Genomic DNA, 17,416 nt, shown 5'->3' with positions numbered 1-17,416 from the left:
AAGTAGCGTTTCTCTGCAGTACTAAGTCTTTTAAGCTATTAGATTTTCAATAGGTACCGTGGATTAAAATAGCATTAGAAAATAGTCTCTTGAAAAATATAATGATTTCTAAATAATGACTTTAGAACATTATAGGTATATACACTTGTTTTTATCTATGATATGTTTGGGTATAAAGAATTAATTTATTCGAACTTAAAAATAAGAAGGTTGTAAGAATAACACTGTAAGCGTTATCCTTGAATTATGAATTTATTGTATAAAAATAGAATTTTATAACAATAAATCCTTCTCCTGACCCAAGAAAACTGATAATATTGCTGGTAAACTTGTTATAATATTTAAAAAATAAAGTCGTTAGTAAAATTATTTAATTGAAACTATAATAGTACAAAACATTTATGGTTGATTTGCATAGGTCATTTAACACGAGAAAAAAGTTATAACAACCCCTAAACAGTCCATATGGCATATTTCGACAAAATAAGACATTGAAGCTATTTCTTTGTTATGCTAATATTTTAAAATGTTGAATCTTGATATGGGTCTTAGGTATGAAGATATTTATTTCTTTATAACTATATACCCCCTACATACTAATTTTTAAAAATGTAGATAACATACAGTTTTATTGGAATTTTTAGATAGTATTTATTTTATTGGATGTGTTTCTTGGAGAGTAGTCTAATTAGAAAAAGAAATGAGGGATGATTATGAAAAAAATAAGAAAAGCAATTATTCCAGCAGCTAAGAGGAACTAGCTTTCTTCCTACATCTAAGGTGATACTCTAAGAAATACTTCCAATTGTTAATAGAACAACTGTTAAATATATTGTAGAGGAAGCTATTATATTTGGAACAGACAATGGTCTGGTCAAAAGAGAAAAATTCGAACTTTTAGATAAAAATCAATAGTTATTTGAAGTAGAAACCCATTCATCTCACTAAAAAGTACCAAAATTATGAGGACATGTTGTGTGGTACGTCCATAATCTATATAGTATGATTGCCCATTGTTTTAGTAAAGGGAATTTCTATGAAAAGAGTAGTTTTGATAAAAAGTTTGTTGTGGAAACAACTCCTTCAAATTCAACGATTATGAGAAGATGTATTTGCTCCAACGGTTTTTGAGCTTTTGGAAGAATAAGAGATAGGCAGTAGAGTAGAAATTTAATTAATAGCTACCATTGGAAAATTAATCTATATTGAAATTGAAAGAGTCGTTGCTTACGCAATTTTAAAGGAAATGCTGTGATGACGGAGAAAAATTGGGTTTTATTCAAACAACTATTGAGCTTACTCTACAACACAAATATTTAGGGGATACATCATTATTATTTCTAGAAAAGACATTAAAAAAAGAAAGTGTGAACTTAAAATAAGATGAATGATACAGTATCTAAAAATAAATCGTCCAATAGCCGTAAAGAAGCCAATTTAAACCATTTAGAAAACAACCAAAAACAAAGTTCAATATATTACTTTAACAAGCGACTGATTGATATAACTGGAAGTCTAATAGGTATAGTGTTAACTTTTCCAATTTTTGTTTTAATTGGAGTGTTATATTTATTTGGATCTAATAGAGGTCCGGTATTCTTTCGTCAATATCGTGTAGGGAAAGATGGAAAGATGTTTAGAATGTATAAGTTTCGTTCTATGATTGTAAATGCAGAACAAGTCCTAAAGAATGATAAAATGCTCTATAAGAAATATTTGGATAACAACTATAAATTAGAACCGGAAGAAGATCCTCGAATTACTTTAGTAGGAAGATTTTTACGAAAAACTAGTTTAGATGAACTTCCACAATTAATAAATGTTTTAAAAGGTGAAATGAGTTTAGTAGGTCCTAGACCAGTTATTAAAGAGGAACTTAAGGAATACAACAGTCGTTTAAGAGAATTTCTTACGGTAAAACCTGGTGTAACAGGTTATTGGCAAATTTGCGGAAGAAGTGATGTTGGTTATCCTGAGCGTGCAGACTTGGAGTTCTATTATATTGAGCATCAAAGTTTTAAATTGGACTTCAAGATAATTTTAAATACAGTTCTATTAGTTATAACTAGAAAAGGAGCATACTGATATTGGGTAAGTAATATTTTTCTCAATGGTAACCTCTTAAATTCTTTATTTAGAAGTGTGAAATCAGCGTTGTTCAATTTATTTATAGTTTGTTTTCCTAAGGTTAATCCCTAATTAAGTATCTTAATAAAAGAAAATTGAAAAGTTAAGGTGTTATATGAAAAAAATTAAACTAGTATATGTTTGTGAGTGTCTAGGTGGGGGAGTAAGAAAACACCTTGTGGACTTACTCAATCATCTGGATAAGCAAAAATATGAAATACACGTCATATATAGTGAAAATAGAATGGATGCAGTTTTTGCCCAATCTATAACTCGACTAGATAAAGTGAGTTTTCACATTGTTCCTCAAATGGAACGGGAAATAAACATAGCTAAAGATTTTGTTTCTTTTAAAAAAATAGTCAAGTTATTTAAAAAGATTGGACCAGATGTTGTACATTGTCATAGCTCTAAAGCTGGAGTATTGGGGAGGGTAGCTTCAAGATACTGCGGTATAGATACAGTGTACTATACTCCGCATGGATATATTATACAAAATCCGAAAATATCTAATAAAAAAAGAAGGTTATTCAGCCTCATAGAAAAGGTGTTAGCTAAACAATTTACTACAAAAGTTATACACGTCTCTAAAGGAGAAGAAGAGGTAGCTTTAAAAAACAATATCTTAAATAAAGAAAAGTCTCTAGTTATATATAATGGAATGGATATACCTCAGACTAAAGAAAATAAAATTAATGAAAATTTTAACATTATTACTGTAGCAAGAATGGATGAACAAAAGAACCCGTGGGAAGCTATTAAAATAATAGAAGCTTTAGTAAAAAAATATCCGAAAATCAAATACACATATGTAGGTGATGGTGAATATTACCAAGAAATATTTGATTATATAAAGGATAATGGATTAGATAGAAACATCAAGTTACAGGGGTTTATGGATAATCCAATTAATCTGTTAGAAAAAGCAGATTTGTTTTTATTAACTTCTTTATATGAGGGATTGCCATATGCTTTAATTGAATCGTTAGCATGTGGTGTGCCTTTGTTGGCAACAGATGTTACTGGTAATAATGAGTTAGTTATCAATAATTTAAATGGATTTTTATACAAACAAAGTGATTTGGAAGACGGAAGGTACAAATTAGAATTATTAATCAATAATAAAGAACAGCTTTTAAAGATGTCGGACAATGCTTTTCAATACTTTTTAAGCCATTTCACTTTCGACAAAATGATGAAAAGCTATGACGATCTATACACACAACTTTGAATTTACTACCGACATCGCTAAGAAATATGAATGAAAACTATTTGTTTTTGATTTATCGGGTTAATAAGTTTATACAACAAACTTTGAAGTGCAAATTGGTTCTATGATATTGACAGTTGGCTTTCAGTATAATTATCCTCTCCAAATTCCTTCGAAAAGCAAAAGTTAATGGTAGAGAGATAGCCAACTGTTATTTATTTTAATGAACTAACTAGTAACGGCAAAGTTATTATGTTGCACATGAAAACATCAACTAATGTAACAAGCGTTTAATAAATGTATTGATTTAGTAAAAATGATAGTATTAGAAAGATCAGAGGTAGTAAAATGATTATCCTTACAAGAATAATAAAAAATGTTTTAGTGGCAGTATCTTACTTTCTGCTAAACTCTATAAGAGTATCTAAAGTAGAACGAGGTTTGAATACCCGAATTTATTACAATGTTTTAATAAAGGAACCTCAGAACATTGTAGTAGGTAATAATACGTTTATAAACAATGGTTGCCTTCTGTGGGGGGCTCCTAAAGGGAAAATTATAATTGGTAATGACGTACTATTTGGTCCTTCAGTAAAAGTTATTGCTTCTAATCATGGTACCTCGCGCGACAATTTAATAAGATGCAATACGTGGTACGACGGAGATATAGTAATTGAAGATGATGTATGGATAGGAGCAAATTCTATTATATTAAAGGGTGTTAAGATAGGAAAGGGTGCAGTTATAGCAGCTGGTACAATAGTCAATAGAGACATAGAGCCATATACTATTGTAGGTGGAGTACCTGCAAAAAAAATTAAAAATAGAATTTAGAAGTCTATCTCTACGTAACCATTTTACAGTTCTATTTTGAAAAATAAAATTGCGAGTGATATTAAATGATTAAGATAAAAAAAGTAATTTTATTTATAGTAATAGTTATTGTTGTTTTTGGAATAATTTACTTTTTCTCTCAAAAATACAGATCAAATCAAACTATTGTTAGCAATGAAATTCCTAACAATATAGGTGTACAAACCCATAGTAGAAATGGCTATACTGATGTTAAAGCAATAAGAGAAAATGGATTTAAAATAGTTCGAGATGATATTTTGTGGTCTAGGGTCGAGAAGGAAAAAAATAAATATGATTTTAAAAGTAACGGGTATGACTCTTATAATAAACAATTAAAGGAAAACAAGGTTCGCCCATACTATATACTTAGTCTTAGTAATAAACTTTATGAAAAAAATAATTCGGTGGTTACAAATGAAGGTCGCATGGCATATACAAAATTTGTCGGTAAAACTGCTTATAGGTACAGAGGTCAAAATACCTTATGGGAAATTTGGAATGAACCCAACATAGATGGGTTTTGGAGCCCTGCATTTACCAGTGTGGAAAATTATACTAGATTGGTAAAGGCAGCATCTAGTGCTATAAGAAAAAATGATCCAAGTGGAATCATTGTAGCTCCAGCTTTAGCTGGAGTTGAAGATATTTCTCTTTATTGGCTAGAAGAAACCTTTAAAAGGGGGTTACTTGAACACGTAGATGCAATCTCTGTTCATCCTTATCGAAGAACTTCTCCAGAAACTGTAATTAGTGATTATGAGAAAGTAAGAAATTTAATTTCAAAATATAGTGAAAGAGAAATTCCTATAATCTCTGGAGAATGGGGATACTCTACGGCACCTGCATTCTATGGTATTCAATTAAATCAGTTACAACAATGCCAATATTTGGTAAGGATGATGTTGGTCAATATATCTCAAGATATACCAATCAGTATTTGGTATGATTGGAAAAATGATGGGGAAGATAGACAAAGCGGTGAACAAAATTTTGGAATACGAGAATTTGATAGTTCAATACCCAAACAAGCCTCTATAGGAGTTAGTACGTTAACTAAGACACTTTCTGGTTATCATTTTTCTAAAAGAATTGAAATCAATAGCAAAAAGGATTTTCTATTAGAATTTATCAGTGATGACAATGATAAAGGGAAAATCTACGTATATTGGACACAAGAAGTTGAGCATAATTTTTATTTTCCAAATTACATAAAGGGCACAGCTAGAAAGGTTTCAATGTTAGGAGAAGTGACCTCAGATTTTGCTGTAAATAATTTACCCTTGAAAATATCAGGTAGTCCTACCTATATAATACTGAAAGTAGATAAGTAAGTTCTTTTTTGATTTTTAATATCTCTATTTTTAAAGAGTACAGTTAGAAAAATTGATCAAATTAATTTTTAAGAGCTTATACTGAATTTCTATCAGTTTTTTGTAGACCATGCACTCTTCTATAGTTGAAAATAATATCAAATAGATAACTAATTAAATGTTCTAAAATGTCATTGCTTTAAGTGAGATGAGCTTTAGTGAAAATACAGAGTAAGTCAAAGGAGGAACAAAATGACCAAATTTTCTATCATTGTACCTACATATAATGTTGAGGCTTACATAGAAAAATGTATTACTTCGGTTTTAAGCCAAAGTAATAGTGATTTTGAATTGTTGTTAGTAGATGATTGTTCTTCTGATAATACAGTTAGTATAATTAATAGTTATTCTGATAAAAGAATAAAACTATTTCAAAACTCATCTAATAAGGGACCATCGCATTCAAGAAATATAGGGATTGAAAAAGCTTGTGGAGAGTATATTACATTCCTAGATGGAGATGATTGGTGGGAACACAACCGTTTAGATATGTTATGGAACTATATTGGTAGTAAAGAGAGTTTGGACTTAGTATGGGATGATCTTTTTTTTATTGAAGATAATTCTTTAAAGCCATGGACTACTTTTACCAAACAAAAGAAAATAAACTGGAATATGCCTAAGAAAGTCGACATAACCACCTTTATTAAGATTGATTTAGGTTTGTTACAGCCAACAATCAAAAGAGAGTTTATTACAAACAATAAAGTTAAATTCAATGAAACTGTAAGATATGGGGAAGATTTTTTGTTTTCTCTAGAAATGTTACTAAAAGGTGCAGAAGCGTTCTTTTATCCCAAACCTTTATATTATTATCGTTCAAGACCAAATTCGCTAGTAACTCAAAAAGGTGATTCGCTAACACAAATGATAGAAGAAACAAATAATCTTATTAAATGTAACCACAAGAAGTTAGACCCCATTATTATTAAGGCTTTAAAACAGAGAAAAACTATATTAAATGATAACTTGAAATTTTGGAATATCCAAAACCAACTAAAAGATAAGCAAGTTATAAACTGTGTGAAACACATCATTAAATATCCGAAAATCTTTATTATAGTACTAGAAAAAAGCTTAAACTATATTTCAAAGAAGATAGAAAGATCAAAATATAGCTGAATAGTCTTTTAAAAAAGAGCTCATAGCAGTTAAAATTTTTATGTTAGGAGAATATAATTGTCTAAAGTTAGAGTTTCCATTGTAATGTCTGTATATAATTCAGCAAAATTTCTAAAAAAATCTATCTTAAGTGTATTAAACCAAACATATAAGGAATTTGAATTAATCATAATAAATGATGGATCTACTGATTCTAGTGTAGATATTATCAAACAATTTAAAGATGAAAGAATAAAGTTGTATGAGAATTCACAGAATAAGGGTTTAATTTATTCCTTAAACAAGGGAATCAGTTTAAGTACAGGCACATATATAGCGAGATTTGATGCGGATGATATATGTTCACCGGATAGAATATTAGAGCAAGTTAATTATTTAGAAAACAATAGAGATATTTCTATTGTGGGAAGTAATGCTACATTATTTTTAGATACTCTCCCTTTTATAAGAAAAAAAGTAAAGGTCTTAAAAACATCTGAAGAAATAAAAAGTGAGTTATTATTTAGAAATAAACTTTTATTTCATCCTAGTATCATGTTACGCAGATCCATATTTCAAGAAAGTACGGATTATAGATACAACCCAGATCATCAAATGTGTGAGGACTTTGGCTTGTGGCAATTACTAAGTACGAAATATGCAATGAATGTAGTACAGAAACCGCTGTTAAAATATAGAATTAGTAAAACTAGTATTACATCAAATTCTCGAAAAAAGGATGCATTATTTACTGTTTCTATGAAAAAAGTATATAGTCAAGGTCTAAAATTATTCGGGATTGACCACGATCAAAGAGAGTTAGAAATTCATACTGAATTATCTATGGTTAGTAGGGGCACAGATGCTTATTTTTCACTAGAACAAAAAAGTGAATGGCTAAACAAAATTATTAAACACAACGAAAGTATAGGAGTGTATGAAAGCCAATCATTAAAAAATATATGCTCTGAAATGTTTTATTTAAATTGTTTGAGGTGGGGAAGTTATTCAGAATATCGCTCTTCTTCATTTTTTCGAATTGTTCCTAAAAGTTGGAGTGATTTCTCAGTTAATAAATTTAAATTAATTATAATTAGAAAAATAAATCAATTATTTCGTTAGTATTTCGAAAGGTTGGATCACTTGTTTATATATGTTTTTATTATTTGTCTAGTTGCATTATGCTATATGTTAAGGAGATATCTTAATTCAAAATTAAACAACCTACTAGTTCTTTATTTGTATCTTACTTTAAGTATAGTAGCTGGCATCAGATATTATGTAGGTACAGATTTTCAGCTTTATCAAGGGATATATAACAATTCTAATAATATAAAATATTCTAGTGAATTTGTAGAGATTGGTTACATTTATATTAATAGAATGTTCTATAATTTTAATTTATCTTTCCAGTTTTTTTTAATTATAGTAGCACTGTTCATCAATTTTAATTTTATTAGAGGGGCATATAAATATACTAACGATGTAATAGGAGTTTTGTTTTTCTTTGTTACTACAGGCATATACTTTTCTACATATAATATAATGAGGCAATCTATAGTAGTATCAATTTTGTTTATCTGTTTTAGCTTATTTATAAAAAAACGATACACATTGTTTGTCGCTATAATGGGGTTATCGTTCTTAATACATAGAAGTATCTTTATTGTTCTGATAATACTAGCAGTAAGCACGATTAAACTTAGAGTTAACCCTTTAAAATTCTTTTTATGGAGCCTTGCTTTTGTAACGTTATTTGTGAACTTTTCTAGTAATAATATAGTAATGAAAATCTTTTATGTATTACCTGATAAGTATCAAATGTATTCTAGTTCTATAGGAAATATTGGGGGAATAAATTATTTTAATTTGCTATTGCCTAGTATATTGCTGATTTTAGTTTTTATCTTTTATAAAAAATTAATTTCAAAAAATGCAATCAATAAATTTTTTGTGAAAATATTCTTTGTTTTTTATTTATTACTAATAATTTCTACTAAATATTTAGACTTTTATAGGGTAGCTGCATACTTTGAAATTTCCCAATTGATTTTAATTCCTGAAATTTTAATGCTAATTAAATTGAAAGAAAAATGGTTTATTGACTTATGTGTAGTAATCGTATTTAGTGTATTCATTATTAGTAAATTAATTTTAGGCCACTATGGTGTAGTGCCATATAATTTTAGTACAGACTTATTTTTGAATAAGTAGTATATATTTGTAGATTCTAAATTAGTTTCTTATAAATAGATTAATAATTTAAGTACATGAGAAAGAAATGCTAGAGGTATTATCCTAAGGTTTCACTCTAGATGTACAATGAATATAAATAAATTTATAAATGGTATAGAAGGGAAGTAAAATGACAGATATTAGTGTGATTGTACCGATATTTAAAGTAGAGAAGTATTTAAGGAAGTGCCTTAATGGACTCTTAGCCCAAACCCATAAAAACTTTGAAATAATTCTAGTAAACGATGGTTCTCCTGATGGTTGTGGTAATATTTGCGAAGAATATAAAAAGATTGATAGTCGTATTAAAGTTATACATCAAGAAAATAGTGGAACGGGAATGGCACGAAACAGAGGGTTAGAAATTGCTACAGGCAAATATATATACTTCTGTGACCCAGATGATTATATGGAAAATACACTGCTCTCAGAAAATTTCTTATTAGCTGAACAATACGAGGCTAATATGGTTATTTTTGGTTACTACGACGTAACGTTTACTAAATCTGGAAATAAATCAAGTCCTAAATCATATAATCAAATGTTTTTAAAAAGCCAATCAACTTTTCAAAGTGAGTTTATAAATTTATATAAGGAAAACCTTATGTTTACCTTGTGGAATAAGTTATACAAAAAAGAATTTTTAGATGAAAATAATTGCTTTTTTGCTGATCGAAAAGGTTGGCCAAGATACAGTATTTAATTACAAAGTATATGAGAACTTAGATAAAGTTTACGTTAATGATAGAAAGTATTACCATTACGTAATAGATAGAACAGGTTCAGCAGTTAATGTTTATAGAAGAGATAGATTTGAAATCAGATATAAAGAAACTGAAAGATTTGAAGAGTTAGTGAACAAATGGGGAAACAATGAGAAATATAAACCTCTAATTCTAAACGATTGGGTAACTACTTTATCTGTTGGATTAAATAATTTATTTTATAATGATTGTCCTATGGATAGTAAAATGAAAATTAGTAGAATAAAGGAGTTTATAAGTACACCAAAAATTAAATATGTTTTAAACGAAATGAAATTGAAAGAAGTTACCAGTTTGTTTATGAAAATAGAATTGTATCTTTTAAAAAATAATCGGCTATTACTTGCTTTGAACATGCTGAAATTCAAAAAAACTTTGAAAACTATAATTAAATAATTTAACTAAATAGTTCAACCTTTGTTTTCTAGAAAATATACGGTTAATTCAAACGAGTTAATTTTAAAAATGAGACATTTAAAAGAGGAAATTTAAATGAAAAGAATATTTAACAATCGGTTATTTGGAAATATATTTTCGTTACTAATATTGCAAGGCAGTAATTATATATTTCCTTTAGTTACTTTTCCCTATTTAGTAAGAAAATTAGGTACAAATAACTACGGTGTATTAGTAGTTTGTATAGCTACTATGCAATTTCTTAATATTTTCGTAGATTATGGTTTTAATATATCTGGGACTAGGGAGATTTCTATAAATAAGAAGATTAAAGAAAAGGTAAACGAAATTTACAATATAATAATGACATTGAAAATAATTTTTACGTTAATTTTAGGAATTATCTATTTCATATGTATAGAGACCTTCTCAGTTTTTCATGATAATAAACTAGCTTATTTATTAAGTTATTTAATTCTTGTTGGGAACACTCTTTTTCCTATTTGGTTATATCAAGGTTTAGAGAAAATGAAATATATTACCTACATTAATATATTAGTAAAATTAATGGTTACAATGTTAATTTTTATATTCATAAAAGACAAAGGTGATATTAACATAGCTGTATTTTTTCAAACTCTTTATTATATAGTTCCTGGAATTATATCCCTTTTGTTCGTGAAGTTTAAATTTAAGTTGGAATACAAGTTCGTTTATGATGTTATACAATTAAAGGAAGAAGTATTAAAAGGGAAATTTGTATTTTTAACTAGTTTATGGATAAATTTTTATAGTCAAGGTCCTCTTATTATTTTAGGATTTATATCTGGAAATAATGCTGCAGGTAATTATGGAATTGGCCAAAAGATTATGGGAGCGTTTTATGGATTATCCCAACCTATTGTCCAAGCTATATACCCTTACATATGCGAGATGTATGACAATAGCAAAGAAAAATTCTATAAATTTCAAAAGAATTTTTTGTTTTTGAGCTTGTTCTTTTCTATTTTAATATCCGTATCCCTATTTTTACTATCTCCACATCTTGTAGTCTTTATATCAGGTGCATCTAACGCAAATTTAACTTTATTAGTCAAACTTTTCTCTTTAGTTGTATCTTTATCCATTATGAATACTGTGATGGCTAGACTTATGTACGCAGTAAACTTACAAAAAGTTTTAAATAATAGTTATTCTATAGCTGCAACAGTCTTTATTGTACTAGCAATTCCCTTAACGTTTTGGTTTCAAGAGTTTGGAATGGCTTCAGTTGTTATAGTAGCTGAAACAATAATCTTTATTTTAAATGCGAAGAATATAAAAAATATTGAATACAAATCGTAGTTTTGTATTGGAATGATTAAGTCCTGCTGATTTTGTATGTTCTATTGATATTTTTTACTTAATAAAGCAATAACAAATTAAAGTAATTGTGGTTGTCGGTATGAAGAGTAAATTATTAAATTACAAAAAAATGTATATTTGGCTTAAGAAAAAGTAAAATTTCTTTATAGAGAAAAGGAGACGAATAAATTAATGAATATAACGGTAGCAGGTACTGGCTATGTTGGTTTAGTGACAGGCGTTTGTTTAGCGGAAAAGGGTCATACAATAACATGCGTAGATAATGTTAAAGATAAAATTAGCATTTTAAATCAAGGAATATCACCTATATTTGAACCAGGTCTTGATGAATTGATTATTAAAAATGCTGAAGCAGGAAAATTGTTCTTTACAACAGATTATCAAAGTGTTTATGCAAAATCAGATGTTATTTTTATAGGGGTAGGTACACCGGAGAATGAAGATGGGTCTGCTAATTTAAACTATGTTTACGCAGTTGCACAACAAATTGCTGAATCACTAGAGCAAGACTGCCTTATTGTAGTAAAGTCAACAGTTCCTATAGGGACAAACGAAAAAATAGAAGAATTAATTAGAAGACATTTAAAAAATAATGTACAAGTTGAAGTAGCTTCCAATCCGGAGTTTTTAGCACAAGGAACAGCAGTTCACGATACGCTGTATGCGTCACGTATTGTAATAGGAGTAGAAAGTGAAAGTGCGAAAAAAACGCTGTCTGATGTTTATATGCCTTTTGAACAACCGATTTTGACAATGAATCGTCGTAGTGCAGAGATGGTAAAGTATGCTTCAAACGATTTTTTAGCGTTAAAAATATCATTTGTTAATGATATAGCTAATCTATGTGAAGTAGTGGGTGCTAATATTGAAGATGTTACAAAAGGGATGAGTTACGATAAACGTATTGGTAATAAATTTTTAAACCCTGGTATTGGTTACGGTGGTTCTTGTTTTCCTAAAGATACTAAAGCTTTACACTGGCTTTCCGAAGAAGAAGGTTATGTACTACGTACTATTAAAGCTGCTATAGAAGTGAATGAGAAACAAAAATTTACATTAATTAAGAAAGCGAGAAGAGATTTCTCAACATTTAAAGATCTAAAAGTTGCAATTTTAGGCCTGACATTTAAACCAGGAACAGATGACTTGAGAGAAGCTCCTTCAATCCCTAACATTCGTTTATTATTAAATGAAGGTGCTAACATTCATGCATACGATCCTGTAGGTATAGAGAATTTCAAAAAAATATATCCAACGCAAATTTATTATCAGGAAACACTTGAAGAAGCATTAAAAGGTGCGGATTTATGTTTCATATTTACTGAATGGGACGAAATTAGAAATATGGATATAGACTTATTCAATACGAAAATGAAAACACCATATGTCTACGATGGACGCAACTGTTTTAGTCTCGAAAAAATGAAAAAAAGAGGAATTAACTATCAGTCCATAGGGCGTCCTCACGTTAGTGAATATAATGTTAAAAATAAGGTTAGTATCTAAGTAATATTAAAAGAGTCAATTTCGTTTTTTTTAACTCTATGGTAAATATAATATATTTTTTTAGTTTTTAATTTAATTGGAGGTTGCTATATGGAAGGAAACACCAGTTTGCGAGACTTGTTTCAAGTACTCTCTAAGCGTTTATGGTTAATTGTATTAGTAACAATTAGTGCAGTAACAATTAGTGCAGTCGTCAGCTATTTTGTATTGACGCCTGTTTATCAGGCAAGTACACAAATTCTTGTGAATCAAGCTAAGTCAGAGCAGCAATTGTATAATGCAGGCGCCATGCAAACGAATGTACAATTAATTAGCACATATAATGATATTATTAAAAGCCCTGCTATTCTAGATGAAGTTGTAGAGGAATTAAAGTTAGACAGCTCAGCTAAATCTTTGAGTGGACAAATTCAAGTAACTAGCGCTGAAAATTCACAGGTTGCTTTGATTACGGTTCAAGACACAAATGCGAAGCGTGCAACAGATATTGCCAACAAGACAGCGTCCGTTTTTCAACAAAAAGTGCCTAAGATTATGAATATTGATAATGTTAGTATTCTATCCAAGGCTGATCTTGGTGCCAGTACAAGCCCTGTCAAACCGCAACCCGTCTTCAATATTGCAATTGCATTAGTTGTAGGTTTAATGGTAGGTATTGGATTATCTTTTCTATTAGATTACTTAGATAATACGATTAAAACAGAACAAGATATTGAAAATTTTCTTGAGCTTCCAGTGATGGGCGTTATTACAAATATTAAAGACGTACCTAAAACAACTAACATACAGCGTCCTGATGTTACGGTTCCTGTATCAAAAAGAGGTGAGACAATTGGCTCGTAAAGGAAAAGAAAGTAAAAATGATAAAGTGCTAACACTAAAACGCCGCCTTCTTGCTCACAACAGTCCAAAAGATCCAGTTGTTGAACAATATCGTACAATCCGTACGAATATTCAATTTTCTGGTGTAGATCAAGACATTAAGTCATTGCTTTTAACTTCAAGTGGAACAGCGGAAGGGAAATCAACTACTGCTTCAAATTTAGGTGCTGTTTATGCTCAGCAGGGGTTAAAGGTGTTACTAGTTGATGCGGATTTGCGTAAGCCAACGGTTCATTATACGTTTCGCCTAGAAAACCATACTGGTCTTACAAATGTTCTAACTAGACAGTCTAATTTGGGACAAGCCGTTCAAGAGACTGAAGTAAAAGGGCTCTATGTATTAACAAGTGGCCCTATCCCTCCTAATCCTTCTGAACTGCTTGCATCCCATCAAATGGAAGAATTATTGCAGGAAATAAAGCAGGAGTTTGACATAGTTATTTTTGATACCCCGCCTATTTTAGCGGTAGCTGATGCTCAGATTTTAGCTAATCAAGTGGATGCTTCCATTTTAGTAGTCAGCAGTGGAAAAACGGAAAAAGATAGGGCTTTAAAAGCCAAAGAATTGTTAGTTCATGCAAAATCAAAGTTACTTGGTGCAGTCCTAAATAACCGTAGAGCAGACAGTAGTAGTTATTATTACTACTATTATGGAAGCAAGTAACTTCATATTTAATAATATTTTAAAAATCTTAAAATTTTGATAGCTTGTCAATATATATTAGTTCATCAATTGTTATCATTTTGGTATTAAAATAGCTAATAAGCTGATCTAGGAGGATAGTATATGATTGATTTACATTGTCACATTCTATCTGGTATTGATGATGGAGCTTTAAATGATGAGATAAGCTTAAAAATGGCTCGAGAAGCTATATTAGAAGGTATTCATACAATTGTAGCTACACCTCATCATCAGAATGGGCGCTACCTTAATGAGAAAAAAGATATCGTACGACACTTACAGAAATTAAATGCGCTATTACAGCAGGAAAAGCTTCCATTAACAATCTTACCTGGGCAGGAAGTACGGCTTTATGGTGAAATCCTTGAAGATTATAGGGCAGGTAAAATTTTGACGCTCAATGACACAGGGAAATATTTATTTATAGAATTTCCATCTAGTCAGGTACCGCATTATGCAGAGCAATTATTGTTTGACATTCAATCAAAAGGGTTGATTCCAATCATTGTGCATCCCGAAAGGAATAGCCGTTTGCTCGAGGAGCCCGATCTGCTGTATAAATTTATAACGAACGGAGCGCTTGCTCAAGTAACAGCTGGAAGCTTAACAGGCCGCTTTGGGAAAAAAATCAAAAGGTTTTCTCATCAGTTAATTCAATCGAATCTAGTGCATTTTGTATCCTCGGATGCCCATAATCTTGAAGGCCGCTCGTTTTATATGAGGGAAGCTTTAGAAGCAATAGAAAGTGAGCATGGACAGGATACAGTATATGTATTTCTAGAAAATGCTCAGTATGTGATACAAGGCCAAATGTGCTACAAAGAGCCTCCAGAGATGATTAAAAAGAAAAAGTTTTTAGGCATTTTTTAAAGTGCTTTATTTATACGTAAACTACGTATTTAAAAGGAGAAATGAACATGCAAAAAGTTAAAAAGGCTATTATTCCAGCAGCAGGATTAGGAACTCGTTTTTTACCAGCAACAAAAGCAATGCCAAAAGAGATGCTTCCAATCGTCGATAAGCCAACGATTCAATATATTATCGAAGAGGCAATTGAATCAGGTATTGAAGATATTATCATTGTAACGGGTAAAGGCAAGCGTGCAATTGAAGATCATTTTGACAATGCACCTGAGCTAGAGCAAAACTTAGCTGAAAAAGGAAAATTTGAGCTATTAGAAAAAGTTCGTCAGTCTTCAAATGTGGAAATTCACTACATTCGCCAAAAAGATCCAAAAGGATTAGGACATGCAGTGTGGTGTGCGCGTAACTTTATTGGTAACGAGCCTTTCGCCGTATTGCTAGGAGATGATATCGTACAAGCAGAAACGCCGGGATTACGTCAGTTAATGGATGAATACGAACAAACTTTATCATCTGTTATTGGTGTTCAAACTGTTGCTGATAACGAAACACACCGCTATGGTATTGTTGATCCAACTTCAAGTAAGGGCCGTCGTTACCAGGTTAATTCGTTTGTTGAAAAACCAGCACCAGGAACGGCTCCTTCTAATCTAGCTATTATGGGACGCTATGTGTTTACACCGGAAATATTTAAGTTCTTAGAAGAGCAGGAAGTAGGAGCAGGCGGCGAAATTCAGTTAACAGATGCTATTCAAAAACTAAATGAAATTCAGCGTGTATTTGCCTACGATTTTGAAGGAAAACGTTATGATGTAGGAGAAAAGTTAGGCTTTATTCAAACATCTTTAGAATTTGCTCTTCAGCATGAAGATTTACGTGAAAATCTCCTTGTATTTATGGAAGAATTGTTGAAGCAAGAAAAAGTACGCGTATAACATTCATTTTTAATAAAAAAAGTGATGAAGTTTCCTTCATCACTTTTTTTATTAGTTAATATTTAAATGTTGTTTTAACTTGCTAGAAAGCGCTTCGCGCGTAGCATCTGATACGGCATAATAGTAAATGCCGTCGATTTTTTCACCTTTACCATCCACTTGCAACTGTTCTACATTACGACGTGCATCTTTGTAATTAGATTGAATTTGTTTCATATCATCAAATGTAAGGTTTGTTCTAACGTTTGTTCCAATTGTATCTAGAATTGTACCGTAATTAGCAAGGGATTGAACGCTTGCTCCTTCTTCAATAACTCCTTCAATAATTTGACGCTGACGCATTTGACGTCCAAAGTCTCCTCGAGGATCTTGTTTACGCATACGTGAATAAGCAAGAGCTTCTTTTCCATCAAGCGTAAGGTTTCCTTTTTCAAAGCTGTATCCATCATAATCAAAGTTCAGGTCGTTATTAACTGTAACTCCTCCCACTGCATCTACGATGTCTTTAAAGCTTTCCATGTTAACCTGTACGTAATAATCCACAGGCACGTCTAAGAATTTCTCCACTGTATTAACAGCCATATCTACGCCTCCAAATGCATAGGCATGGTTAATTTTGTCCGTGGTTCCTTTTCCTACAATTTCTGTACGCGTATCACGAGGGATACTAACCATTTTCATTGATTGATCTTTTGGATTTACGGTCATTAAGATTAACGAATCTGAACGGCCGCGATCTCCAGCGCGCTGATCTACTCCTAGAAGTAGGATGGAGATAGGATCACGCTTACTAAATGATACTTTTTCTGAGCGTTTCTCTGAAACGTCACGGTTTAATGGCTCATGTGTTTGTGTAAAAGTCTTTTCAACTGAATGCCAAATGCTGTAGGCATAAGATCCTACTCCTACAATTAGTACTAAAATAATGGCTAGGGTAATTTTTAAAGCGCGTTTTTTCTTTGGTTTTCTTCTTTTACGTCGTCGAGTTTGAGGCTCTGTCATAATCGGTTTCTCTTCCTTTGCTTAATATATTGATAAAACAAATGAACTACTTATGTACTTCATTAATTCTTATCTGTTTTTTATACATAACAGTAAGCCTATAAAAACATGACATATTG

16 protein-coding genes are annotated in these 17,416 nt (G+C 30.7%); 15 read left to right on the top strand and 1 reads right to left on the bottom strand.

Annotation, left to right across the window (positions count from 1 at the left end; genetic code table 11):
• Positions 1-1,383 precede the first annotated feature (1,383 nt).
• From ACXAE4_RS22230 to galU, 15 genes are all read left to right on the top strand, one after another.
• Positions 1,384-2,085, top strand: a complete 702-nt coding sequence (locus tag ACXAE4_RS22230; protein ID WP_289578770.1) for a sugar transferase — start codon at positions 1,384-1,386, stop codon at positions 2,083-2,085.
• 157 nt (positions 2,086-2,242) lie between these two features.
• On the top strand, positions 2,243-3,358 hold the full coding sequence (locus ACXAE4_RS22225; protein WP_475236939.1) for a glycosyltransferase family 4 protein: 1,116 nt from the start codon (positions 2,243-2,245) through the stop codon (positions 3,356-3,358).
• 327 nt (positions 3,359-3,685) lie between these two features.
• Positions 3,686-4,171, top strand: coding sequence for an acyltransferase (locus ACXAE4_RS22220; RefSeq protein ID WP_289578772.1), 486 nt, complete (start codon positions 3,686-3,688; stop codon positions 4,169-4,171).
• 65 nt (positions 4,172-4,236) lie between these two features.
• Entirely contained in the window at positions 4,237-5,523 is a 1,287-nt protein-coding gene (locus ACXAE4_RS22215; RefSeq protein ID WP_289578773.1) for a cellulase family glycosylhydrolase, read from the top strand.
• Between the two features lie 231 nt (positions 5,524-5,754).
• Positions 5,755-6,684 carry a glycosyltransferase family 2 protein gene (locus ACXAE4_RS22210; protein WP_475236937.1) on the top strand — a complete coding sequence of 310 codons (930 nt, stop codon included), beginning with the start codon at positions 5,755-5,757 and terminating at the stop codon, positions 6,682-6,684.
• A gap of 57 nt (positions 6,685-6,741) precedes the next feature.
• Positions 6,742-7,785, top strand: coding sequence for a glycosyltransferase family 2 protein (locus tag ACXAE4_RS22205; protein ID WP_289578775.1), 1,044 nt, complete (start codon positions 6,742-6,744; stop codon positions 7,783-7,785).
• 66 nt (positions 7,786-7,851) lie between these two features.
• Complete coding sequence (locus ACXAE4_RS22200) at positions 7,852-8,877, top strand: EpsG family protein (protein ID WP_353479629.1); 1,026 nt, start codon at positions 7,852-7,854, stop codon at positions 8,875-8,877.
• 151 nt (positions 8,878-9,028) lie between these two features.
• Complete coding sequence (locus ACXAE4_RS22195) at positions 9,029-9,601, top strand: glycosyltransferase family 2 protein (protein ID WP_475236935.1); 573 nt, start codon at positions 9,029-9,031, stop codon at positions 9,599-9,601.
• Positions 9,546-10,058, top strand: a complete 513-nt coding sequence (locus tag ACXAE4_RS22190; RefSeq protein ID WP_475236932.1) for a hypothetical protein — start codon at positions 9,546-9,548, stop codon at positions 10,056-10,058. Before ACXAE4_RS22195 ends, ACXAE4_RS22190 begins: the two co-directional genes overlap by 56 nt.
• Positions 10,059-10,154: 96 nt before the next feature.
• On the top strand, positions 10,155-11,402 hold the full coding sequence (locus tag ACXAE4_RS22185; protein WP_289578777.1) for a flippase: 1,248 nt from the start codon (positions 10,155-10,157) through the stop codon (positions 11,400-11,402).
• Between the two features lie 192 nt (positions 11,403-11,594).
• Complete coding sequence (locus ACXAE4_RS22180) at positions 11,595-12,929, top strand: UDP-glucose dehydrogenase family protein (RefSeq protein ID WP_289578778.1); 1,335 nt, start codon at positions 11,595-11,597, stop codon at positions 12,927-12,929.
• A 90-nt stretch (positions 12,930-13,019) separates the two neighbouring features.
• Complete coding sequence (locus tag ACXAE4_RS22175; protein ID WP_289578779.1) at positions 13,020-13,772, top strand: YveK family protein; 753 nt, start codon at positions 13,020-13,022, stop codon at positions 13,770-13,772.
• Complete coding sequence (locus ACXAE4_RS22170; protein ID WP_289578780.1) at positions 13,762-14,475, top strand: CpsD/CapB family tyrosine-protein kinase; 714 nt, start codon at positions 13,762-13,764, stop codon at positions 14,473-14,475. Before ACXAE4_RS22175 ends, ACXAE4_RS22170 begins: the two co-directional genes overlap by 11 nt.
• A gap of 123 nt (positions 14,476-14,598) precedes the next feature.
• On the top strand, positions 14,599-15,366 hold the full coding sequence (locus ACXAE4_RS22165) for a tyrosine-protein phosphatase (protein ID WP_289578781.1): 768 nt from the start codon (positions 14,599-14,601) through the stop codon (positions 15,364-15,366).
• Between the two features lie 47 nt (positions 15,367-15,413).
• Complete coding sequence (gene galU, locus ACXAE4_RS22160) at positions 15,414-16,295, top strand: UTP--glucose-1-phosphate uridylyltransferase GalU (protein WP_029325012.1); 882 nt, start codon at positions 15,414-15,416, stop codon at positions 16,293-16,295.
• Between the two features lie 51 nt (positions 16,296-16,346).
• On the opposite strand, the gene tagU is transcribed toward galU, so the two are convergent.
• Positions 16,347-17,297, bottom strand: a complete 951-nt coding sequence (gene tagU, locus ACXAE4_RS22155) for a polyisoprenyl-teichoic acid--peptidoglycan teichoic acid transferase TagU (protein WP_289578782.1) — start codon at positions 17,295-17,297, stop codon at positions 16,347-16,349.
• Positions 17,298-17,416: the final 119 nt, after the last annotated feature.

The sequence above is a fragment of the Priestia sp. ABM2_011 genome (genome assembly GCF_056158845.1).
Note: the sequence above shows the minus strand (reverse complement) of the source record. Positions and strands in the feature narration are given on the sequence as shown.